Source organism: Flagellimonas sp. L-11, assembly GCF_056857735.1.
On the sequence record NZ_JBSXNR010000080.1, the window covers coordinates 106,805 to 131,772 of the forward strand.

General features: G+C 42.9%; 18 protein-coding genes. 10 read left to right on the forward strand and 8 right to left on the reverse strand.

From position 1 onward, the window contains the following. Positions 1 to 9 precede the first annotated feature (9 nt). From exaC to AC13CC_RS16735, 8 genes are all read left to right on the forward strand, one after another. Positions 10 to 1,533: an acetaldehyde dehydrogenase ExaC gene (exaC, locus tag AC13CC_RS16700; RefSeq protein ID WP_482877090.1), complete on the forward strand. Its 1,524-nt coding sequence runs from the start codon at positions 10 to 12 to the stop codon at positions 1,531 to 1,533. A 1-nt stretch (position 1,534) separates the two neighbouring features. After that, positions 1,535 to 1,921 (forward strand): DUF779 domain-containing protein, encoded by a 387-nt coding sequence (locus AC13CC_RS16705; RefSeq protein WP_163625994.1) that lies wholly within the window; start codon positions 1,535 to 1,537, stop codon positions 1,919 to 1,921. Positions 1,922 to 1,984: 63 nt separating this feature from the next. Next, a complete protein-coding gene (yidD, locus tag AC13CC_RS16710) occupies positions 1,985 to 2,206 on the forward strand; it encodes a membrane protein insertion efficiency factor YidD (RefSeq protein ID WP_163625995.1) in 222 nt (73 codons plus the stop codon). A 293-nt stretch (positions 2,207 to 2,499) separates the two neighbouring features. Further along, positions 2,500 to 3,462, forward strand: coding sequence for a prolipoprotein diacylglyceryl transferase (lgt, locus tag AC13CC_RS16715; protein ID WP_482877091.1), 963 nt, complete (start codon positions 2,500 to 2,502; stop codon positions 3,460 to 3,462). Between the two features lies 1 nt (position 3,463). Further along, entirely contained in the window at positions 3,464 to 3,952 is a 489-nt protein-coding gene (locus AC13CC_RS16720) for a DUF192 domain-containing protein (protein WP_326278060.1), read from the forward strand. Further along, positions 3,953 to 4,477, forward strand: a complete 525-nt coding sequence (locus tag AC13CC_RS16725) for a GNAT family N-acetyltransferase (RefSeq protein ID WP_482877093.1) — start codon at positions 3,953 to 3,955, stop codon at positions 4,475 to 4,477. 31 nt (positions 4,478 to 4,508) lie between these two features. Then, positions 4,509 to 5,759 (forward strand): ATP-binding cassette domain-containing protein, encoded by a 1,251-nt coding sequence (locus AC13CC_RS16730; protein ID WP_482877094.1) that lies wholly within the window; start codon positions 4,509 to 4,511, stop codon positions 5,757 to 5,759. 131 nt (positions 5,760 to 5,890) lie between these two features. Further along, entirely contained in the window at positions 5,891 to 7,354 is a 1,464-nt protein-coding gene (locus tag AC13CC_RS16735; RefSeq protein ID WP_326278063.1) for a glycosyltransferase, read from the forward strand. A gap of 87 nt (positions 7,355 to 7,441) precedes the next feature. On the opposite strand, the gene secDF is transcribed toward AC13CC_RS16735, so the two are convergent. Then, positions 7,442 to 10,408 (reverse strand): protein translocase subunit SecDF, encoded by a 2,967-nt coding sequence (gene secDF, locus AC13CC_RS16740; RefSeq protein ID WP_482877095.1) that lies wholly within the window; start codon positions 10,406 to 10,408, stop codon positions 7,442 to 7,444. A 226-nt stretch (positions 10,409 to 10,634) separates the two neighbouring features. Next, positions 10,635 to 11,561: a malate dehydrogenase gene (locus tag AC13CC_RS16745; protein ID WP_293168991.1), complete on the reverse strand. Its 927-nt coding sequence runs from the start codon at positions 11,559 to 11,561 to the stop codon at positions 10,635 to 10,637. A gap of 246 nt (positions 11,562 to 11,807) precedes the next feature. On the opposite strand from AC13CC_RS16745, the gene AC13CC_RS16750 reads away from it, so the two are divergent. After that, positions 11,808 to 12,179, forward strand: a complete 372-nt coding sequence (locus tag AC13CC_RS16750) for a hypothetical protein (RefSeq protein ID WP_326278066.1) — start codon at positions 11,808 to 11,810, stop codon at positions 12,177 to 12,179. 76 nt (positions 12,180 to 12,255) lie between these two features. Here AC13CC_RS16750 and AC13CC_RS16755 read toward each other — a convergent pair whose 3' ends face one another. The 3 genes from AC13CC_RS16755 to asnB all read right to left on the reverse strand — a co-directional run bounded on the left by AC13CC_RS16755 (position 12,256) and on the right by asnB (position 17,210). Then, positions 12,256 to 13,266: a DUF6588 family protein gene (locus AC13CC_RS16755; RefSeq protein WP_482877096.1), complete on the reverse strand. Its 1,011-nt coding sequence runs from the start codon at positions 13,264 to 13,266 to the stop codon at positions 12,256 to 12,258. 73 nt (positions 13,267 to 13,339) lie between these two features. Continuing rightward, positions 13,340 to 15,280: a DNA topoisomerase (ATP-hydrolyzing) subunit B gene (gyrB, locus tag AC13CC_RS16760; RefSeq protein WP_482877097.1), complete on the reverse strand. Its 1,941-nt coding sequence runs from the start codon at positions 15,278 to 15,280 to the stop codon at positions 13,340 to 13,342. 259 nt (positions 15,281 to 15,539) lie between these two features. After that, a complete protein-coding gene (gene asnB, locus AC13CC_RS16765) occupies positions 15,540 to 17,210 on the reverse strand; it encodes an asparagine synthase B (protein WP_326278069.1) in 1,671 nt (556 codons plus the stop codon). Positions 17,211 to 17,449: 239 nt separating this feature from the next. Here asnB and AC13CC_RS16770 point away from each other — a divergent pair, with 239 nt between their 5' ends. Next, on the forward strand, positions 17,450 to 17,983 hold the full coding sequence (locus AC13CC_RS16770) for a DUF2911 domain-containing protein (protein ID WP_326278070.1): 534 nt from the start codon (positions 17,450 to 17,452) through the stop codon (positions 17,981 to 17,983). 150 nt (positions 17,984 to 18,133) lie between these two features. Here AC13CC_RS16770 and AC13CC_RS16775 read toward each other — a convergent pair whose 3' ends face one another. From AC13CC_RS16775 to AC13CC_RS16785, 3 genes are all read right to left on the reverse strand, one after another. Next, positions 18,134 to 19,753 carry an amidohydrolase gene (locus AC13CC_RS16775; RefSeq protein ID WP_482877099.1) on the reverse strand — a complete coding sequence of 540 codons (1,620 nt, stop codon included), beginning with the start codon at positions 19,751 to 19,753 and terminating at the stop codon, positions 18,134 to 18,136. An 81-nt stretch (positions 19,754 to 19,834) separates the two neighbouring features. Continuing rightward, on the reverse strand, positions 19,835 to 21,589 hold the full coding sequence (locus tag AC13CC_RS16780; RefSeq protein WP_482877100.1) for a TonB-dependent receptor: 1,755 nt from the start codon (positions 21,587 to 21,589) through the stop codon (positions 19,835 to 19,837). Between the two features lie 12 nt (positions 21,590 to 21,601). Beyond that, positions 21,602 to 24,625 (reverse strand): tetratricopeptide repeat protein, encoded by a 3,024-nt coding sequence (locus AC13CC_RS16785; protein ID WP_482877102.1) that lies wholly within the window; start codon positions 24,623 to 24,625, stop codon positions 21,602 to 21,604. Between the last annotated feature and the right edge of the window lie 343 nt (positions 24,626 to 24,968).

Here is a 24,968-nt window from a genome sequence, read left to right on the forward strand (position 1 = left end):
AACAGTATTATGAGCAATGTTCAAACTACGGAACAAAGTGTTTTGGAAAAACCTAAGTTCAAAGATCAGTATGAAAACTACATCGGTGGAAAATGGACCCCGCCGACCAAAGGAGAGTATTTTGACAATATTTCGCCAGTAGACGGAAATGCATTTACCAAAATTGCCCGATCCACTGCCGAAGATGTGGACAAGGCCATTGATGCCGCTTGGGCAGCCGCCCCGGAGTGGAACAACTCCTCGGCTACCTACCGGAGCAATCTATTATTAAAGATCGCCGATGTAATGGAAAACAACCTGGAAGCCCTGGCCCGTGCCGAAACCTGGGACAATGGTAAAGCCTTACGCGAAACCCGTGCTGCAGATATGCCATTGGCCGTAGATCATTTTAGGTATTTCGCTGGAGTGATCAGAGCCGAGGAAGGTTCGGTAAGCGAGTTGGATTCCAATACCGTATCCATGAATATTATGGAACCTTTGGGCGTTGTGGGCCAGATTATTCCATGGAACTTCCCTATTTTGATGGCAGCTTGGAAATTGGCACCAGCATTGGCTGCGGGGAACTGTGTGGTATTAAAACCTGCAGAGCAAACACCTGTTGGAATCCTTATTTTGATGGAGCTTATAGAGGACATTCTACCCGCGGGTGTACTCAACATCGTAAACGGATTTGGCTTGGAAGCAGGAAAACCATTGGCTTCCAGTCCACGTATTAAAAAAATCGCCTTTACGGGAGAAACCACCACAGGGCAATTGATTATGCAATATGCCTCTAAAAACATCATTCCCGTTACTTTGGAATTGGGCGGTAAGTCCCCAAATGTTTTCTTTGAAAGCATTATGGATGCCGATGACGAATTCTTCGACAAATGTTTGGAAGGTGCCGTAATGTTCGCCTTAAATCAAGGTGAGGTATGTACCTGCCCATCCAGGATTTTGGTACAGGAAAGTATTTATGACAAATTCATTGAACGTGTTGTAGAACGCACCAAAGCTATCAAACTGGGGCATCCCCTAGACCCTAACACCATGATGGGTGCCCAGGCATCCAACGATCAGTTTGAAAAAATCCTGAACTACATCCAAATCGGCAAAGAAGAAGGATGCGAAGTGCTAGCTGGTGGAGAAGCCGCCTACAACGAAGGACTTGAGGGCGGATATTACATACAGCCCACCATCTTAAAAGGAAACAACAAAATGCGCGTATTCCAAGAAGAGATTTTTGGTCCCGTGGTCTGCGTAACAACCTTTAAAGATGAAGCTGAAGCACTGGAAATCGCCAACGACACCCTTTATGGATTGGGCGCAGGAGTCTGGACAAGGGATATGCACCAAGCCTATAAAATATCCAGACAAATTCAGGCCGGTCGCGTTTGGGTAAACTGTTACCACAACTACCCGGCACATGCACCGTTTGGAGGATACAAGAAGTCAGGTATCGGAAGAGAAAATCATAAAATGATGCTCAGCCATTACACCCAGACCAAGAATATGTTGATTTCTTACGATAAGAACAAATTGGGCTTTTTCTAGGATGGAGCAATTGATAAAACGCGTGTTGGTATCGGACAATGCCATAAAAATCATTGATCAATTGAGGGAACGCCATGGTGAATTGATGTTTCACCAAAGTGGAGGCTGTTGTGATGGCTCCTCCCCCATGTGCTTCCCTAAGGGCGAGTTAATGCTCGACAACAACGATGTAAAATTGGGCACCATTCACGGAAGCGACTTTTTTATGAGCAAGGACCAGTTCGAATACTGGAAACACACACAACTCACGGTCGATGTGACTACGGGACGTGGTGCCAGTTTCAGTCTGGAAATTCCACTGGGACTCCGTTTTGTCATCAAGTCACGATTGTACACGGATGAGGAGCGGGAACATTTGGAACCCGTGCAACCCGCCGAAGAAGTTTAAATCAGGCCCCGACTTTATCGGGGCTTTTTGCTACCTTGTAACCATCTTTTACCAATAGATAGCATGAAGAAAATTTTGATAGCGCCATTTGTTCTGTTGGTACGGTTTTACCAACTTTTTATTTCCCCTATGTTCCCTTCTACATGTCGCTATTCCCCCACATGCTCTCAATACACCTTGGAAGCTTTAAAAAAGCATGGACTGTTCAAAGGTGGTTGGCTTTCCATCAAACGGATAGCGAGTTGTAACCCTTGGGGCGGAAGCGGTTATGACCCCGTACCTTGATGAAGTTCAAGCTTCAAGTTCAAGTGCAGACTTCGGGCATCGGGCATCGGGCATCAAGTCCCGAATTCCAAAAAACAAATTCCAATAACTCAATAACAAAATAACCCAGCAACCTAAACCCAAAAACGGTAATTGGCAGTAAAAAAACTTAGCCTTCAAACAAAGTACGACAAATCCCATAAAGTATGTATGGAGCAAAAAGGAGGTTTAGAAAAGTTAATAGTGACCAAAAATCCTACAAACCAACCGCCTAACCATTCAAAGTAGTTATATTAGTCCCAAAATTTATCTAAATGTACTTTCTAGGATTTGACTGGAACCCCGAAGGAACCCTTTTTAAACTGGGCTTTTTACAAATAAAATATTACAATCTTTTGTGGATTGCAGCCTTTGTTCTCGGCTGGTTCATTATGAAGAAAATCTTCCTGAACGAAAAGAAATCCATGGAAAAACTGGATTCCCTTTTTATCTACACCGTGGTATCCATTATGCTCGGTGCACGTTTGGGGCATGTCTTTTTTTATGACTGGGACTATTACAAGGACCATTTGGCCGAAATCCTTTTGCCCATACGCGAAAGTGCAGACAGTTCGCTCTTCGGCATCATCAATGGTTATGAGTTTACCGGCTTTACCGGATTGGCCAGTCATGGGGCTACTATCGCTGCCATTATTGGCATTTGGTTGTATACCCGTAAATGGAAGGACATTAAAATGCTTTGGTTATTGGACAGATTGGTGGTTCCATCTGCCATCGGAGCAGCATTTGTAAGGTTCGGTAATTTCTTCAACTCCGAAATCAACGGAAAAGTAGTGGACAAATCTTATTTTTTGGCCACAAGGTTTATAAGGGATTCGGATGATATGCCGGCATATCAAGCTATGGCACTCACCAAGGAACAAACTCCGAATGCCGCTTACAAAGCCATTCAACATAACCCTGAATTTTCGGAGATTTTACAATCCATTCCCTATCGCCATCCTGCCCAATTGTACGAAGCGGTTTGCTACATATTTGTATTTATGGCCCTATACCTTTTATATTGGAAAACAGATTGGAAGAATAAACCGGGCTTTCTCTTTGGTTTGTTCATGGTGCTATTGTTTGTAGTTCGATTCTTTGTGGAGTTCTACAAGAAAAGTCAAGGTGGCTTTGAAGATACTTTGGGAATGCTCTCCACAGGACAATGGCTCAGTATTCCAATGATATTTATTGGCATCTATTTTATGCTTAAACCGCCTCCTGTAGAACTTTAATATGATATACAAATTTGAAAAAATAGTCTTTTTTGTTTTAGTCCTTGTTCTGGCATCGTGCAAAACGGAATCCAAACAAGCACTTAAAACAGAATCCATATCCTTTACCAAGGAAGGGGATCTCGCCGTGATAGCTGCGGAAACTGATTCCATAAAGGCAAGTTTTGATATAGAGATTGCAGAAACGGATTATGAGACCAAAACAGGGCTCATGTATAGAAAATCCATGGAAAAGAAGCAAGGAATGCTGTTTATACAGCCTACCGAATCCTTGCAATACTTTTATATGAAGAACACGGAAATCCCTTTGGATATCATCTACATTAGTCAGGCCCAAAAAATAGTCAGCTTTCAAAAAAATGCAAGACCGTTTGATGAAAACACCCTGCCCTCCAATGCACCTGCAAAATATGTACTGGAAATAAATGCGGGGCTTTCAGATCAACTAGGGTTGCAAGTGGGTGACAGTATTAGCTTTTCACGTAATTAAATGCCCAAATATTTACTAGAAAACCAAGCTTCGGAGCGATTGATCTTTCGAAAATTGAAAGCATCGGATTTTGATGATTGGCTGCCCTTTTATCACAATCCAAAATCTACGCAATTTTGGGAAGGGCTCCCCACAGACCCCGTTAAAGCTTGTCGAGAACAGTTCAATCGGGTTTTTGAACGTTATGAGAACGATTTGGGCGGGATGAATGCCCTAATTTCAAAAGAATCGGGAGAATTGGTAGGAATCTGTGGCCTGCTTGTACAAACCGTGGATAATGTACAAGAATTGGAAATCGGTTATTCCATACTACCAAAGCATTGGTTGCAGGGCTACGCTATAGAAGCTGCCCAAAAATGTAAGAAATATGCCTTTGACAATAACTTTTCGGACTCTTTGATCTCCATTGTTCATGTGGATAATGTACCATCCCAAAAAGTTGCCAAGAAAAATGGCATGTGCTTGGACAAAACCAGGACCTACAAGGATAATCCAGTCCATATTTTTAGGGTGAATCGAGGATAATCGTATTTTTGGGACAATACCATTTTACCACATGAAGCTACCCAAAAGCTACGCCGTCCTAACACAAAACAATTCCAATACACAGCAATTGGTGCATAACCTGCTCCGCAACCAACCTATTGATGGTTTAAAGGAACTACAACCATTGAACGGGCTGCTTTTTTCACGGTCAGAAATCAATCGCTACATGGATGAAGAAGAACGCCATGATATCAAAATTTTGACCCAGAAAAGTGACCAAGCATTAAAAACCATGAGCAGCGGCGAACAAAAAAAGGCCTTGCTCAACCATTTACTGCAACAAGATCCTGATTTTATGGTTTTGGTGAATCCTTTTGATAATTTGGATATGACCTCACAGACCAAGTTGAAAAAACAGCTTTTGGATATTGCTTCCAACAAAATCCTGGTTCAATTGGTGAGTCGATTGGATGATATATTGCCCAACACTTCCAACTTTTTTAAGCTTGATGGAGGTAATCTTCATCAATACGATTCGCCCGAAGCTTTTTGGAACGAAAACAAAAACGAACCCATCAGCTTTAGCGGTGCAATTCCATCACCCTTGTCCCCGGTTAAAGTCGAGGGCACGGAATTGGTCAGTTTTAAAAAAGTATCCGTTAGTTTTGATGGGCGCCAAGTACTGGACCAAATCGATTGGACTATCCAAAAAGGCGAGTTTTGGCAATTGATCGGCCCTAATGGCAGCGGAAAATCCACCCTTCTATCCATGATTACAGGTGACAGCCATAAGGGCTACGGCCAAGATTTGACGATTTTCGGGCAAAAAAAAGGGAGTGGCGAAAGTGTTTGGGACCTTAAACAAAAAATCGGCTATTACACCCCTGCCATCACCAATACGTTTGGAGGCTATCACAGTCTGGAAAATATGATCATATCCGGCCTTCACGATTCCATTGGGCTCTACGTGCAACCTACGGATAGCGAAAAACATTTGGCCAACCAATGGTTAAACCTTTTAAACCTAAAGGGCAGAAAAGAAGACCACTTCCGAGATTTGACCACTGGGGAAAAGCGGTTGGTAATGGTCGCAAGAGCCATGGTAAAGCACCCTCCGCTTCTTATTCTGGATGAGCCTACGGCGGGCCTGGACGATGCCAGCGCCAATCTTTTTGTTGCCCTAGTGAATAAAATTGCCAAAGAAAGCGACACGGCCATCGTTTTTGTTTCACACAGAAAAGAACCTCAATTACATCCAGAATATATTTTTGAGCTCCTTCCTTCGGAAAAAGGCTCAACAGGCATCAAAACACCATCTTAAGCTGTTGTGTATTATGAAGCCAACAAAATACACAACGGGACAACCTTAATTTACTTATAAACAACAACTTAGTCAACTCAACCGTTTTTTTGCTATCTTATTGGGAATTCAAACGTTAACTATTCCCTCACATGCAAAAAATCAATGTTAAGCCAGGTGCCAAACTTGCAGATTATAAGGCGTACGGATCCCTTTATTCTTCTGTGCTGGATTTTATGGAACAGGCCAAGGAGCCTATTGAATCCCTTAGGGGACGAACCATTTGGATGATAAATTCCACTGCCATCGGTGGTGGTGTGGCCGAAATGCTACCTAGTCAAATGCGGATACTCCGCGAACTTGGTGTATCTATCGAGTGGCTGGTCATCGAAGCCGAAAAAGATGCATTTTTCGATTTGACCAAACGTATCCACAATGCTATTCATGGCAGTGGCAACGGGATTTTCACTGAGGAAGACCGAAAAATTTATGAAGAAGTCAATCAAAACAATCTTTCCAAAGCGTTGGAACTGATCAAGGATGGCGATATTGTCGTGGTACACGACCCACAACCTATGCCATTGGCCGCCATGATAAAAAAGAAAAAGAACGTTTCCATTATTTGGCGGTGCCATATTGGTTTGGAAGAAGATACTGAGGTAACGGATGCGGTATGGAAATTTTTAGAGCCCTACACCAACGATTATGACCATTTCGTGTTCAGTTTACCGTCATATGCGCCTAAGTCGTTACAAAAAAGAACATCCATTATTCCTCCAGCGATCGACCCATTGAGCCATAAGAATCGGGAGCTTCAGTTACACAAATGTATCGGCATTTTGTATCAATCCGGAATTTTGGATGACCACAAGGCGATTCTTTATCACCGTTACAAACATTTGGTAAGAAAAGTGATGCCCGATGGCTCTTTTGATTTTTTAGATGCGGATAAGAATCTGGATTTAATCTATCGCCCGATTATTACCGAAATATCTCGATGGGATAGACTCAAAGGTTTTAAAGAGTTAATGGAAGCCTTTATTAAAATGAAACTGGACAACCGTAAAAATGGCGACCCAAAGAGCCTTGAATACAAACGGATTGAAATGACGCTTCTGGTAATGGGTGGCCCCGACCCTGCTTTTGTGTCCGATGACCCCGAAGGCAAAGAAGTCTTGCAAGAGCTTACCGAAACTTATAAGGATGTGGACAGCAACATGCAAAACGACATTGCCATTTTGCTGCTTCCGTTGGACAATCCAAAAGAAAATGCCTTGATCGTAAACGCCCTTCAACGAACCTCTAGTTTTATCGTCCAAAATTCCATCCAAGAAGGGTTTGGACTTACCGCAACGGAAGCCATGTGGAAAAGGAAACCTGTTTTGGTATCCAATGCGGCCGGACTGAAATATCAGGTAGTTCACAATAAAACAGGGCAAATTAATCCAGACCCAACCGATATAGAAAGTTTGTCCAAAACCATGGCCTATATGCTCAACCATCCAAAAGAGCGTGACAAATGGGGTTTTAATGGACAGTTACGGGTAATTCAGAACTTTACCCTGTTCAGTCAATTATTGTCATGGTTGGAAACATTATCCAAAAATAAAGCATAACCCAATACACGAACAAAGCGTGATCATAAATAAACAAAGGGCCTTAAAAGGCCCTTTGTTATAAAGTGTAATATAAAAAACGAAAAACTATGCTCCTGTAGCAGCAGCAATTTTCTTCTTTAATGAATCGAACATTACAGGTGTTGCAATAAACACAGAGGAGTACGTACCTACAATTACACCTATAATCATTGCAAACATAAATCCTCGTAAGCTTTCACCTCCAAAAGTAAAGATGGCCAATAGCACGATCAATGTGGTAAGGGATGTATTCAACGTTCGGCTCAATGTACTGTTTAAGGCTTCGTTGATATTTTCACCCCCCTTAAACCCTTTAATAAGAGTGATTTCACGGATACGGTCGAATACTACCACCGTATCGTTCAGGGAATAACCGATTACCGTAAGAATGGCCGCTATAAAAGCTTGGTCAATTTCCATATTGAAAGGCATAATGCTTCCAGTTAGGGAGAAGATGCCCAATACGATCATTACATCGTGGAATACCGCAACAACGGCACCCAATGAGAATTGCCATTTTCTGAATCGCAATAGAATGTAAAGGAAAACTACCGCCAATGATCCAATAATGGCCAAAAAGGCATTTTTCTTGATATCATCCGCGATGGTCGGTCCTACTTTAACGGATTGCAGGATACCTATTGATTTTTCGGAAGCGCCCACTGTAAAATCTTCAAAAGAAGTGCCGTCTGGCAAATAATTTTGCAGCGTGGTATAAAGCATATTTTGAATTTCGGTGTCCACCTCAACCCCTTCTTCATCTACTTTGTAGGGCGTAGTAACTTTTATCTGGTTGGCATCTCCAAAAGTCTTCACATTGGTTCCACTACCGAAAACCGTATTTAGTTCAGAAGCAATTTCTGATGGGTTGACCGCTTTTTCAAAACGAATTTGATAAGAACGTCCCCCGATAAAATCAACCCCTTGATTCAGTCCATTTGTAAGCAATGAAAAGGTGCTCACGGCAAGTAAGATTCCGGAAACAACATAGGCAATCTTACGCTTGGACAAAAAGTCAATATTTATTTTGGTGAACAGGTTTTTGGTGATTCCTGTACTGAAATCCAGCCTGCGTCCTTTCTTGTTGGTATAGGCCTCGATCATCAATCTGGTCACAAATATCGCTGTAAACAAGGAAGTAACAATACCGATCATCAAAGTAGTGGCAAAACCTTTAATGGGTCCTGAACCAAAAATAAACAGGATGATCGCGGTCAATCCAGTAGTAATATTGGCATCCAAAATGGAGGACAAAGCGTTTCCAAAACCATCTGCAATGGCTTGGGCCTTTCCTTTTCCGCGGGCCAATTCTTCTTTTACCCTTTCAAAAATAAGTACGTTGGCATCAACCGACATACCTATGGTCAAAACAATACCTGCAATACCCGGTAAGGTCAATACTGCCCCCAAACTGGTCAACACCCCAAAAATCAATAAAATATTGAATATCAAAGCAATATCGGCAAAAACCCCAGCCCTTCCGTAGTAGAATATCATCCAGACCAATACAAAAACCATGGCAATGATGAAGGACATAAAACCACTATCAATGGCTTCTTGTCCCAAGGACGGACCTACAACTTCCGATTGAATAATATCGGCCGAAGCAGGAAGTTTACCTGCGCGCAATACGTTGGCAATATCTTTGGTTTCGTTTACGGTAAAGGTACCCGTAATTTCGGAACGTCCTCCAGAAATAGGCCCTGAGGAAACACCTGGTGCGGTGTATACTTTATTGTCCAAAACAATGGCTATACCTGTTTGATTGTTATAGGCATCTCCCGTCAACTCTTCCCATTCCTTGGCGCCACGTGTGTTCATGGTCATGCTAACGGCAGGTTTGTTGAACTGGTCAAAGGTATCCTGTGCATCAGAAACTACGTCTCCGCTTATTCTTGGAGTACCTTCCCTGTTGGATTTCAACGCATACAGATCAGCTACTTCGGAATCTTTTGCCGGACGCTCCCAAAGAAACCTGGTGAACTGGATGTCGTTGGGCAACAATCTTTTAATTTCCGGCATCCTTAAGTACGCACCAAGCTCGGCTGTGTCGGAAACCATGGCACGTGCGATGGCATGACTACCTGGATTGGCAGGAAGTAGTTTACCCAATAATGGATTGGCCTCTTGGGTCATGTCCAAGGAGTCTTGGGATACATCAGAGAGCAATGAATCAATTTCCGATTCAGGTTTTGAAACCTCTTCTTCCGTAGTTTCAGGCTCCAAGATATCTTTCAAACGCTCGTTGGCATTTACCAAAAAGTTTCCTATGCTTTGGTTGCTCTGCGGGTAGGTTTCCCAGAATTCCAATTGTGCTGTACTGGACAACAATTCTTGGGCACGGGCAATATCCTTTGCACCTGGAAGTTCTACCAAAATTCTTCCTGAGTTTCCTTCTCTTTGAATGTTGGGCTGGGTTACCCCAAATCCATCGATACGTTCACGTAGTACCTCAAATGCAGAAACAATGGATTCATCAATCTTTCTTCTGATAATGGGCTTTACCTCATCATCCGTCATTTGAAAATTGACTTCATCGCTAAGACCTTTATTGGCAAAAATATCGGGTGATGCCAATTTGGTATCCCCTTTGATTTTGTCAAAGGCATCAAAGAACAACTCCAAATAGGTGTCATCACTATTGGTCGATGCTTCATCGGCATCGGCCAATGCTTTGTTGAAAACCGGGTTTTTGGTATTGTTGGCCAATCCTTTCAAAATATCCTTTACGGAAATCTGCAAGGTTACATTGATACCTCCCTTGAGGTCCAATCCCTTGTTCAACTCTTTTGTCTTGGCATCCTCATAACTCGTAAAGCCCAAAACAGTGTTGTCACTGATGGAATCCAAATACGATGCCTCTAAAGCTTCACGCTTTGCAACATAATCTTCCTCAGCTTCCGAAATTTGGCTAACTGCGTATGCTTCAGCATCCTTCTCCAACTTACTTGTAATGAAAGTATAGGATAACTGATAGATGCTCACCAAGCCAAAAAGGATCGCGAAAAGCCTTATAATTCCTTTATTCTGCATTGATTGTTAATTTTTTAGAAGTTTTCTTAAACAGCGTGCAAATATATCATTTCCGATAAGATTTGACAATAGAAATTGATGTAATTGCAATTACAGTTGACGGTTATACCCTAAAAATGAAATTGTCATTCCGGACAACCCCAGAAACCACCACCTCAATCGATGGGCAATTTCATTACGGCAATGTCCAAAATGACAATTTAGTTGGTTGTTATTATGATCGCGTTTAAACCTCTAGCAGTCCGTTGGTTTTTTTAACGCCAGCCGCACTTTCCTGCATTTTGGCCTTTTCGGCATCGGATAGTTCAATTTCCACGATTTTTTCGATTCCGTTTTTGCCCAAGATCACCGGTACCCCGATGCAAATATCGTCCAAATCGTACTCGCCCTCCAAAAGGGTGGAACATGGGAACATCTTCTTTTGGTCGCAAGCAATGGCCTGGACCAATCCAGAAACCGCTGCACCTGGGGCGTACCATGCGCTGGTGCCCAATAATTTGGTCAATGTGGCTCCTCCTACTTTGGTTTCTTCCACTACCCAGTCCATTTTTTCTTCCGATAGGAATTCGGAAACTTTTACACTGTTTCTGGTAGCATGCCCGATCAAAGGTACCATTCCAGTATCGCTGTGTCCTCCTATCACCATACCGTCTACATCAGATATCGGTGCTTCCAAAGCTTGGGCCAATCTATATTTGAATCGGGCACTGTCCAATGCACCGCCCATACCAATAATCCTGTTCTTTGGCAATCCAGTGGCCTTGTGCACCAAATAGGTCATGGTGTCCATTGGGTTGCTCACAACTATAATGGTTACGTTTGGAGAGTGCTCCAAAAGGCTGGTTGCTACCGTTTTTACAATACCTGCATTGATTCCGATAAGCTCTTCGCGCGTCATTCCGGGCTTACGTGGTATACCCGAGGTAATCACTGCGATGTCGCTATCCGCTGTTTTGCCATAATCGTTGGTGCTTCCCGTGATTTTGGTATCAAAACCGTTAAGGGAGGCGGTTTGCATCAAATCCATGGCCTTTCCTTCGGCATATCCTTCTTTGATATCCAATAAAACTACTTCTGATGCAAAATTTTTCATTGCTATGTACTCAGCACAGCTTGCTCCAACTGCGCCTGCTCCAACTACGGTAACTTTCATTTGTATAGATTTAAATTTTAGTCTTCAAAAATAAGGCATTTGGCTCAGAAAAATGCTGACTTTTACCAGTTTTAGCCAGTTCAAGCATTCAAAACGTACAAATCTGATGTTCGATTAAAATAGGGGGAAGAAGATTCATTAATCCCCAAGAACACAAGAAATGCAAATATTTTATCTTTTTTATGCAATAGTTTCCTACAAACTTACGTTCTAATAGTCCCAATTTCAATTTAACCTACTTGAACCATGAAAAAGCTCTTTTCATTGTTGTGCATTGTTGGCATAGTTGCCATAAGCAACTGTACCCGAGTACCAGAAAACCACGACCCTATTTTGGGCATCTGGGCAAAAACAGAGTTATCCAGTATTGAAGGCAAAAGCGCCGGCACCGTTCGTGAAGAATGGATTTTTAACGATGTATACCTGGGCCGGTACCAGAGATATTCCGATTCCGAATTGATTTTTTATACTGACTTTAAATGGTCCGAAGACAATGGGACCTATTCTATTATATATGGCGACCCCCAAGTGACCGATATTACGGTAAGCTTGGAAAAAGCCAAAGAACCTGAAGTATTGACCTTGGACAATGGCTCGGTCTTCGCCACCAGGGAATAACGTGAAGACTACATATATGAAAATAGGAGGCCCCGGAAACGGGGCCTTCTTTATTGGTTGGTTGATTTGGTTTTTTCTATCTGAATCCAAAATTAACACCAAAGGTGAAAGTACTGAATTCAGAAATATTGTATTCTGCGTTGAGCCTAAAGAAGCCCAGCTTTAATCTTGTACCCAAGTTGGCCGAAACTCCGCTTGCATTTTTGGAAACGGAGAACGGATCTTCCACTGTCTCCGAAAAGAAAGGCCCGTTGGCCTGGTACGTACCCAATAAATCAATGTCCGACTTACCTGTAATGTACCCCAATCCCCCATAAAAATTGATTACGGGGATATTTTTTGTGGAAACCACAGCGCTGAAATTCCATGTTTTGAAGGATGCATCAATACGTTGGTTCTCACCTTCGATAAAATTAGAATCCGTAAAATCGTATTCTCCGTTCAAGTTGGTATAGCCGATTACCGCCGAAATGGCCACTGGCAACATCTTGTCTGCCGGTAACATTTTGGTAAAGTCATATTGCAATCCTGCACCAAAGAGGCCAATTTTTGCATCGTCATCAAACTTGATCTTGGGCAAAAAGCGTGCTTTGACTTCCAAACCTTTAATCAAACCAACGCTTCCTTGAAGGTACCCTGATGGGATAAAATTGAGGTTTTCAGCCGAAAGACCTGTTGGAAGCCCAAACTCCTCGCGAAAAACTCCGCTTTCATCTTCAACAAAAACCTCCACGCCTTCAATATCTCCCAAGCCCGTGGCCACCATTCTCGCCTGACCGGGGTTATTCACAAAGTCCAAGTTTTCATAATCGGCAGGGTCTAACAAGAATGCCTTTTTATCGTCTTTATTCTTGAACCCGGTCATGTTTCCGATTATGGAAATTTCAAATCCCCCCAAAGGCTTGGCTTCGGCGGTATTGTACCATCCATTGGAAATACTGTAGATGGATGCTTCTGACACAGGGGACAGATATGCATTGGCAAATCGTTCGGCATCTGCCACACCTGCGACAAAAATATCGTTCAAGTCCTGGGCTTTTCCCATGGATACGGAAACTAGCGCTAATACTAAAATTATTCTTTTCATGATGTTGAAATTTTACCCAAAACTAAAAAACTCGCCTTTGAGGGGCGAGTTTTTGTTGTGAAATGGCTATTATCTATGCATCTATATTCGCATAGACGGCATTTTTCTCTATAAATTCACGTCTTGGTGGTACTTCATCCCCCATTAACATGGAAAATATTCGATCAGATTCCGTAGCATTGTCAATCTGCACCTGACGTAATTTTCTGAATTCTGGATTCATGGTGGTATCCCAAAGCTGCTCGGCGTTCATTTCCCCAAGACCTTTGTATCGCTGGATACTTGCCCCGCCGTTCATTTCCGCATTGATTGCATCACGTTCCTTATCGTTCCAAGCATATCGTTTTTTGGACCCCTTTTTTAACAAATACAAAGGTGGAGTGGCGATATAAACATGGCCGCCTTCTATCAACTCCCGCATGTAGCGGAAGAAGAAGGTCAAAATCAAGGTTTCAATGTGGCTACCATCAACATCCGCATCACACATGATCACTACTTTATGGTAACGCAGCTTTTCAAGGTTCAATGCCTTACTATCCTCTTCGGTTCCAATAGTTACCCCAAGAGCTGTATAGATATTTTTGATTTCTTCGTTTTCGAAAACCTTGTGCTGCATGGCTTTTTCCACGTTAAGGATTTTACCACGTAATGGAAGAATGGCCTGAAAGTGCCTGTTTCTTCCTTGTTTGGCCGTTCCGCCTGCGGAGTCCCCCTCAACCAAAAACACCTCACATAGCGTAGGGTCTTGTTCGGAACAGTCGGAAAGCTTTCCGGGCAATCCCCCCACACTCATCGGGTTCTTACGCTGAACCATCTCACGGGCTTTTGCAGCAGCGTGCCTAGCCTGTGCTGCAAGTTTTACCTTCTCCACAATTTGCTTGGCATCATCAGGGTGCTCCTCCAAGTAAATGGTCAACATTTCGGATACGGCCTGACTCACCGCACTGGTCACCTCACGGTTACCCAATTTGGTTTTGGTCTGCCCTTCAAATTGTGGCTCCGCAACTTTTACGGAAACGATTGCGGTCAATCCTTCACGAAAATCGTCTCCTGATATTTCGAATTTCAATTTGTCCAGCATTCCCGAATTATCGGCATATTTCTTTAGCGTGGATGTTAATCCTCGTCTAAAACCAGATAAGTGGGTACCCCCTTCGTGGGTGTTAATATTATTCACATAGGAGTGAAGGTTCTCGGTATAGCCCGTATTGTAGACCATGGCCACTTCCACAGGAATGCCGTTCTTTTCCCCTTCCATGGAGATTACATTCTGGATCAGCGGCTCACGGGTACTGTCCAAAAACTTGATAAATTCCTTTAGCCCTTCTTCAGAATAGAATGTCTCGGCTATGTATTCCCCTTTTTCGTCCTTATTTCGTTTGTCGGTAATTGTTATGGTAACCCCCTTGTTCAAATAAGCAAGCTCGCGCATCCTATTGCAAAGGGTTTCATAACTATATTCTGTGGTCTGGGTGAAAATGGTATTGTCCGGAACAAAAGTGACTATGGTACCCGTCTCATCACTTTCGCCAACACTTTTTACGGGATAGAGGGTCTTGCCTCTTTCATATTCCTGTTCCCAAATTTTTCCATCTCTATAAACCGTGGCCTTTAGATGTACTGAAAGGGCGTTGACAACGGATACCCCAACACCGTGGAGCCCACCGGAAACTTTATAGGAATCTTTATCGAATTTACCACCGGCACCAATTTTGGTCATAACCACCTCCAAGGCAGAAACCCCTTCTTTCTTGTGGAGGTCTACAGGGATACCCCTACCGTTATCCTGTGTGGTAATTGAGTTATCTTCATTGATGATTACGTCTATCCGGTCGCAATGGCCGGCCATAGCCTCATCAATAGAGTTGTCCACTACTTCGTACACCAAGTGGTGCAAACCTCTGACCCCTACATCTCCAATATACATGGAAGGTCTCATACGCACGTGCTCCATTCCCTCAAGGGCCTGGATACTATCCGCCGAGTATTGTTTCTTATTAGCTTCTTCGCTCATATATTTTTAAGTATTTGCCTCAATTTTTCAAATCCTACAAATATAATCAATACCCCATGCAAATGGTCTCTAAGAGCCTGTTGAACAGCTTAAGTTATCAACAAATCCTGTGGAAAAACGGCCTATTTTCAAAAGTATGCAAGCACACCATGCGAACCAACTAAAAAGCCCCTTGGATAAGGGGCTTTTCGGACTAATTAAAAAATGAAACATTTAAAATTTACTGCTTCATTACGTTTGGTTGGTTTAAACGGGGGGGTTATTTCACATACGCATCGGTATGGACCTTAGCCACAGCCCTACCCGATGGGTCGTTCATGTTTTTGAACGCCTCGTCCCACTCCAAGGCAATCTTGGTACTACAGGCCACGGAAGGTTCTTGTGGAACGCTCAATGCCGCTGCATCTGACGGGAAATGACTTTCAAAAATGGAACGATAATAATATTCTTCTTTGGATGCCGGTGTTTGGATAGGAAACTTGAAATGGGCATTTTCCAACTGCTCATCGGTAATCTCCTCTTCTACCAAGGCTTTTAGAGTATCTATCCAACTGTATCCCACGCCATCTGAAAATTGTTCTTTCTGTCTCCAAACCACACTATCGGGTAAATAATCTTCAAAAGCTTTGCGCACCACCCATTTCTCCATGCGCTCTCCGTTGATCATCTTATCTTTTGGGTTAATGCTCATTGCCACATCCATAAATTCCTTGTCCAAAAAAGGCACTCGTCCTTCTATGCCCCAAGCCGCCAACGATTTATTGGCCCTAAGGCAATCGTACATGTGGAGTTTATCCAGTTTTCTTACGGTCTCCTCATGAAAATCCTTTGGGCTTGGTGCCTTGTGAAAGTACAGGTATCCTCCGAAAAGTTCGTCTGCCCCTTCACCCGAAAGCACCATTTTTATCCCCATGGATTTAATCACCCTTGCCATTAAATACATTGGAGTCGAAGCTCTTATGGTTGTAATATCGTAAGTTTCCAGATTATATACAACATCTTTTATCGCATCCAACCCTTCTTGAATGGTAAATTTTATTTCGTGGTGCACTGTTCCGATATGATCTGCCACCTTTTGAGCGGCTGCCAAGTCAGGTGAACCCTCCAATCCTACGGAGAAAGAGTGCAACTGTGGCCACCAAGCGTCGGCGGTATCACCGGACTCTATTCTTTTTTGAGAATATTTTTTTGCAATGGCCGATGTTACGGAAGAATCCAATCCTCCGGACAACAGCACACCGTAAGGCACATCGGACATTAACTGACGGTGCACCGCTGCCTCCAAAGCCTCTTTTATTTTTGCTATACTGGTTTCGTTCTCCTTAACGGCATCATACTCCATCCAGTCCCGTTTGTACCATTTTACAAACTCCCCATCGGAGCTATGCATGTAGTGTCCGGGAGGAAACAGTTGGATTTTTGAACAAGTCCCTTCCAAGGCCTTCAGCTCTGAAGCCACGTAAAAAGTTCCGTTCTTGTCCCAGCCAATGTACAATGGAATGATACCCATGTGGTCACGGGCAATGAAATATTCATCTTTTTCTGAATCATAGATGGCAAAACCGAAGATTCCGTTCATTTCATCCACAAAATCAGGGCCCTTTTCTTGATAAAGTGCCAAAATAACTTCACAGTCGGATTTTGTCTGGAAATCGTATTTTCCATCAAACTGTTTTCTTAACTCTTGATGATTATATATTTCACCATTGGCGGCCAGAACCAATTTCCCGTCCGCACTTAACAATGGCTGCTTTCCTGAAGCAGGATCCACAATGGCCAACCTTTCATGGGCCAAAATGGCTTTGTCATCGGAGTAAATACCACTCCAATCTGGCCCACGGTGCCTTACTTTCTTCGACATCTCCAACAATTGGGGCCTTAGTACTTCTGTACTTTCTTTTACATCAAATGCGCAAACAATACCACACATAAAATTAACTTTAGTAACAATTTTGAAACAAAAATGATATTAAATATTATCAAACAAAATCATTATTCTAATTTAGGTAACAATTAATAACTTTATTTAATAAAAATAAACATAATTGTAATTTATATTGAAATTTATTGTTTAAACCCGAACGCTTTGTAAGGCCTATTTAAATTTTTCGTCTGTATATTGAAACAACATTTAATTAACTAGTTTTACAAGGAACTTAAATCGCAATCATGAAGAAATTTACATTACTACTTTTAGTGCTTTGCACCAGTTTGGTGTTTACTACTGACGCTACGGCCCAGAAGTTTAGTGGACTTGACAAAAGTCCGGCAGACATTGCCTACTACCCTGCCAGCTCAAGGGAAACCAATAAAGCTGCCCGTGTTATTTATAGCCGCCCGCAGCTAAAAGGGCGTAGCTTGGCAGAACTTGCCCCTGTTGGGAAAGTCTGGAGAACCGGTGCAAACGAAGCAACAGAAATTACGTTTTACAAGGACGCCAATGTTGGCGGAAAAACTGTTAAAGCTGGGTCCTACGCCCTATTTACCATTCCTGGTGAAGATGAGTGGACCCTTATCTTGAACAGCAACCTACACCAATGGGGTGCTTATTCGTACGATAGTGACGCCGATGTGGTTCGAGCTACTGCCGCTGTTTCGAATGACAGTGAGGAACTGGAAGCATTTGGTATTGCTTTTGATGATGACGGAAATATGGTTATGGGATGGGGAACTATGCGGGTTACCTTGCCTATCAGCTACTAGAAAGTTTTAGTTTTAAAGTATAAAAGCCCCGAAATGGGGCTTTTTTTATTGCTCTTTCATCGCATAATGTTTCAACAAAAAGGGGGGTTAATAGATTCTTTACCATCCCCTTCGAATGCTCAGGGCGACAGTTCAGGATGACAAACAGTATTATTTTTTCCGAACACCGCCCAAGAACACCCGCTCTGCCGTTACATTGGGAATCTCTTCCGCAGGTATGGTCATAATATCATCGCTCAATATCACAAAATCAGCGAACTTACCCGGCTCGATGCTCCCTTTTTCATCCTCCTCAAAATTGGAATAGGCCGCCCAAATGGTCATACCCTTCAAGGTTTCTTCCCTGCTTAAGGCATTTTCCATTTGAAAACCGCCTTCGGGATATTGCTCCACATCCTGACGGGCTACCGCTGCGTAAAACGTTAAAAACGGACTTACCTGCTCAACGGGGAAATCGGTTCCCAAAGCCACCAATCCAGCCTTGTCCAGCAAATCTTTATAGGCGTAGGCACCCTTGACACGCTCTTCACCCAATCTATCTTCTGCCCAGTACATATCGCTGGTAGCATGGGTAGGCTGCACGGATGGAATGATGCCATTTTCAAAATAATCGAAATCGGATTGCGAGATTACCTGAGCGTGCTCCACTTTCCATCTGCGGTCGGTTTTACCGTCCAAAGCCTTTTCATATGCCCTTAGCACCACAATATTGGCAGAATCCCCAATGGCATGGGTATTCATTTGGTAGTCGGTGGCAGCTATTCGCTGCGCCAAGGCTTCAATTTGGTCCACCGGGGTCACCATGGCACCAAAATGTCCGGGTTTATCGGAATAGGGCGCCCTCAATGCTGCCCCTCTTGAACCCAAGGCACCATCGCCATATACTTTTACGGAGCGAACATTCAATCCCTCTGTTTTGATGATGCCCTTGTCCAAAAAATAATCCAGGTTCTCCGGGTAGTTGGAAACCATGGCATATACCCGAATAGATAACTCGCCGGCCTGCTGTAGGCTATCAATCAATTCGATGATATCTCTGGACAAACCGGCATCGTTTACCGTGGTCAATCCATAATCCAAGGAAATCCGCTCTGCATCTTTAAGTGCTTGTATTTTTTGCTCCAAACTGGCTGGCGGTATCACCTTGTTGATCGAACCCATAGGGTTATCAACCAAAACCCCGGTAAGTTCACCGTCTTCCTTTACGATTTCACCGCCCTCGGTTTCGGTATCAGCAGTTATGCCCGCCATATCCAATGCCTTTTGGTTCACGAGATAGGCGTGGCCATCGATACGCTCCAAAGCCACTGGGGTATCAGGAAAAATTTCATCCAGTTTATCCTTGGTGGGAAATTTCTTGACTTCCCAATCGTTCTGATCCCATCCCCTACCTAGAATGAAGCTTGATGGACGCTCCTCTTGAAAGGCCACCACCCTGTCCACAACCTCATCAAAACTTTGGGTACCTACCAAATCCACTACCTGTTGATTCTGTCCCAACCCATAAAAGTGACAATGGGCATCAATGAGCCCTGGAACAATCGTCTTGCCCTCGGCATCCAATTGCTTTTGGGCTTTATATTTTTTGGAGATTTCTTCCGTATCGCCAACGGCCACAAATTTTCCATCTTTTATGGCTATGCTGGACGCTTTGGAAAAAGCATCGTCCACCGTGTAGATATTTGCGTTATAGACAATAAGGTCGACCTCCTCTTTAGTAGTACAAGAAAAAACTAAGGCGACGCTGATAAGAAAAAAGAACTTTTTCATTTTTGATGGTTTCTACCAAAAATAGAAAATACAGGGATAATGCTATCGTGTTTACCCGAATAAAATTTGTCCGAATACTGTTTAAAAATCAAACTTATACGATACACCCGCCAATGCTTGGAAACCTTGCACCCTAAAATTGGCCCAACGCTGGTAATTGTTGTTCGCAATATTGGATGCTTTTACAAAAATGGACAATTGTCCGTTAAATCGATACCCTACATGGGCATTGGCATCAAAAAAGCCGTCCAAAGTGACCGGTGTGTACACTACAGGCGGATTTGCCATGTTTATCGGACTGATTGTTGACAATAAATCATCCCTTTCTCCCACATAGAACAAGTTGGCCCCCATATACCATTGATCGTTTATTTGATAATCCATAAAAACAGATGCTTTAATGGAAGGCAAGTTCCAAGCGGGGTTATCCGTTTCGGTATCGTAATCATAGAATTCTCCATTTACGCCCAACGAAAAGTTACGGTTAACATCCACATTGATTTCCCCGAAAACGCCCAAGGTTTTTACATCATCATAAAAAACCTGAAAGGAGTTGCCATAGTAATAGCTTTTTTCTTCCATTCTGGATGTATTTACGGTATTGTGAAAGTATAAAGGTTTTCTGTTTTCTGCCATATAGGAACCTTTGATGTTATACCCCACATTGGAGGTTAACTGGCCCTTTAACCCCAAATATCCCTCATACTGCTGGTCGGTCGGAACAATATCCAAAGTCGGAGACACATAAGGGTTGTCATCTACAAAATCGTGATAGGAGTTTTGCTTCAACTCTCCTTCGATTCCCCCGTAGGCAATTACATTTTCGTCCATAACACGATAGGATGCGTTCACTGCCGGGTAGATATAAAAGTTGTTCTCGCTGTTTTCCATATCCAGTCCGTAGACAAGGTTTGCTCCCAAGTTGATGGTAAGGTCATCACGCAAAATCAAAAGACTTGGAGTTACCCCTGCCTGTAGATTGCTATATTTTTTTTCTCCATCGTTTGCCCCTTCTGTAATGGAACCATTTTGAAAACTGCCCCCTACATAATCCACCTTCGCGGAAATCGTAATCAATTCCTCGGTAATGGGCAGTTCAAAAGTGGGGTTGATCACCGCACGGTTCTCTGCGGACTCGGTAGCGTCCCAAAATCGTCTCAACAATATATTTCCACTCTTAAAATAGGAATCTTCCATGTTGAAGTGTGCCTTGGCCTCCGCATTTAAATAATTTTGCTGCTCGTCCATGGCATTGACCTCATCCTCACTGAACAAATCACTCTGAATTCCATACCAATTGTAAAGCTGGTGCTGTAGCCCAATGGCCGCGCCCCAATCCATATAACGGTCCTTTTTGGTATAGGAAGCATTCAATTTGGTGTCGTAAAAATCGGTTTCCAAGGGTGTAGAGTCCAAATCGCCACGTGATGAGTTGTGGGAAAGACCAAAGTCCAACAGATCCTCTCCCCTGTTAAAATCCCTACTGGTATAAAAATCCACCAAAGCATTGTTGTAATTGCCCAAACCAACCGATGCATACGAATTGTACAAGGTGGGCGGTGGTGTTTTTTCCACGCCCGAGGCCTTGCCCTTCGCAGGGGTAAAGGTTGATGCCACTGGAACGGAAAATATGCTGTAATTGATCTTCTTCTTTTGAAGCACAATGGAATCGTTCAAGGATGGAGACGATTTAATCTTAAAGGCATCCGAAACGGTAGGGGAATACGGCTTTACCACCGTTACCGTTTCCGTACCAATGCTATCTTCTTCTTGGGCGATAACGGCTCCGCAAAGGCTCAAAAAAAGTAATGAAAATATATAGGTTCTCTTTCGCATGCTGTGTCTCGTTTAGTTTTCGTTGGGGTCTACGGATGAATTGCTTTCGGCTTCTTTGGCTTTGATCGTGGCCAGTTCAGTTTGTGCATCCGAAACGATTTCATCAAATTCCGAAAAGTTGGTAATTACGCTTTCCAGAATATAGGTGGCCTGAAAGGCATCTCCCAAGTTGTAAAAATTCTTGGCCATGATCACCAACCCCTTTCCTGCCCACTCTTTGTAGGCAGCATAATCCTTGGCCAATTTTTGAACGGACTCATTGGAAGCCTCATAGGCCTGTTCCTTATTTTTAAAATAGGCATCGTAGTACCAAGCTTCGGCAGCGAGTTCTCCAGAAGCTATCTTCTTCACATCTTGGTAAGCCGTTTTTGCCAAACTTTCATTATCGGTGGCAATGGCAGAACGCGCTATCATAATCTGCGCATCACTCTTGATGCGGTCATCGATTTTAGGGGCGTTCAACACTTCCTCGGCATAGGCTATGGCCTGCGAATACTCTTTTTGACCATAAAAACCTTTCATCAAATTGGATTGGGCAAAGGTTTTGTTTTCAGAAATATCTGCCGTGTTTTCCAATCTTTTCAAATACGGAATAGCACTGTTGTAATCTTGTTTTTCCACATAAATTTCACAAACACGGGTCAAGGCCTGTTCGGTATACTCCCCATTGCCCCCATCGGCAACGGCTTTGTATTTTGGCAGCGCCTTTTCTTTTTCGCCGTTTGCAAAATAAAGTTGTGCCAAAGCAAAATTGGCGTTCTGGGCGTGCAATCCGTTGGGGAACTCTTTCAAATAATCCTCGTAGCCGCGAATGGCGGCCGGAGTTTTACCTTCGATTTGTTTTCTTTCAGCAGATTCAAAACTGGCATTGTCAAGTTCCCTATCCGTTACCTCAACAAAATCCAAGTTCCGCGCCCAAGCGGCATATTCGCTTACCCGACCTTCGTCCACATAAACCAATTTGGCTGTAGCAACGGCTTGTTTGGCTTCTTGGGTGTTGGGGTATTTTTGAACCACCTCTTTTAACTTGTCCAACGCTTGCTCGTTTCGACTGGAATTGTAATAGACCAATCCAGACCGCAGTAATCCTCGTGGCGCAAACTTGCTGCCCGAAAATTCATCCACAATACGGTCGTAGGTTTGAAGTCCTAAACTTTCTTGGTTGTTGTTGATATAGGAATTCCCCAATTCAAACAAGACATCATCGCGCAATGATGAGCTTGGGTACATCGTCAAAAATTCATTCAATCCATCGATTTTTGCTGAATTATTGCCCAAAAATCCATCACATAGTGTTTTCTGGAATGCGGCATAATCCCGTTCGGGGCCGTTCATTTTTGATGAAGCATCGTAAGCCTTCTGCGCCAATTGGTATTTGCTGGTCACAAAATAGCTGTCCCCCAAGCGCAGATATCCGTCATTCTTTCTTTGGCCGTCAATAGCATTGGAGTTGACCACATTTTTAAAATAGGATATGGCATTATTGTAATCTTTCAATTTGAAATAGGAATATCCCAAATTGTAATCCAATTGATCATATTCCGGAAGCGATTTTGCCACGGGTGAATTTTGAAACTTGACAAAATCGACCAAGGCCTCCTCGAAACGGTTTAACCTGTAGGCAGATTCTGCCCTCCAATACAGGGCACGAGCTTCAAAATTGGGGTTCTCCGCACTTTCCAAGGATTTATCCAACCGTTCCCAAGCTTCTTCATAATCACCATCTATAAAAAGTTCAACTCCACGATAGTAGGCCACTTTTTGATAGGTTTCTTTGCTCGCGTAATTTTGATTTTCTTCTAAAAGCTGCATAGCACCTTCAAAATTTCGGGAGGTAATGTAGGAGTCCACCAAAAGTTCTTGAATCTCCAATTGATGCCCATCCTTTGGATAAGTTTCCAGATAGGTTGTCAACACCTGTGGAACGGGTTCGTAAGCATTACCTATTTCGTAGCTCAAACGGGCATAGTTCAACCAAGCATCTTTTTGGATTTCTGGGCTGAACTCCATTTGGGAAGCATTTCGAAACGCGTTCAAGGCTTCTGACTTTTTATCCAACTTCAAATAGCACTCCGCCAAGTGATAGTATGCATTTTGGGAAACCGCATTGCTTCCGCCTACAATTTTATTGAATTGCTGGATGGCTTTTTGATAATCGCCCAACTTGTAATGGCTGTAACCCAACAGATAGTAATCGGTATTGTTCCATTTGCCACGCTTGCCCTTGTATGCTTCCAAATAGGGAATGGCCTCGGCATATTGTTCCAAATTGAAGTAACTCTCACCAATGATCTTGTTGAGTTCCGAAACTTCTTGACGGTTGGATTTTGGCAATTGTTTTTTGGCCACGGCGATGGCCTCTTCAAACTTGCCAAGTTTAAAATTAAGGTCGGCTTGATAGTAGGACAGCTTTTCATCGAGCAATTCGGGGTCCTGAATTTGGTCGAACCGGGCGCTTGCAGAATTATAGTCGTCCTGCTCATAGGCAATATACCCCAAATAATATTTGGCCTGCGAACCATATTTTTGGGAGGTGGTGACCTTGTTCAAATAGCGTTCGGCCTCCTTTGGACGTTTAGATGCGTACAAAGCGTATCCGTTGTTAAAATTAAAACGGTCGCGCTCAGAATATGGCATGGAGTTTTCGTCCACTTTTTTGTACCATTTTAAAGCGTAAGGATATTTTCCTGTCTCAAAATAGTAATCGGCCACGTCAAGAAATGCAGAGTTTCGCTTTGTGGATGTAGGATAACGCTCCACAAAATCTTCCATCATTTTATCGGCTCCACGCTGGTTCAGTCGAATCGCGGCATTAGCGGCATAATATGCGCTATTGGCTTCGGTCTCACCATCTTTGGTATTGGCCTTTACGGACTCAAAAATGTTTTGCGCGGCTTGGTACTGCTCATTATTATAGAGCGCCAAAGCATCTTGATAGGCTTTGTTTTCGTGTGTATAGATCTTGGTTTCCTGTGCTGAGAGCACAAAAAAACTTCCCATTAAAATGGGAAAAATAAAGAGGTTTTTTCGATTCATAGTGTTCTACGCTGTTCTCGATTGACTTTACTCATAACGTCAAAATTAAAGCCAAAGTATATTTAAAATGTCATTTGCCGAAATTTACGGATATCTGCTTATACAAAATCCATTTATTGTTACTTTTACCACCAAGTTGCCAGACAACCCCACTGGCCAATCGTTTCAAAACACACATTTAAATACAATCCGCCTTTTGTTCAAGGAGATGGAATCTGTTTTTAAAACAACAAGTTCAAACCTCAACATTTAGAATTAAAGCGTTAACCCCTTCAGCTTTGAAAAAAGGACAATCCTGAGATTGTTCCAAGTGTTCAATGTAAATTTTTTATTGTGACCTACT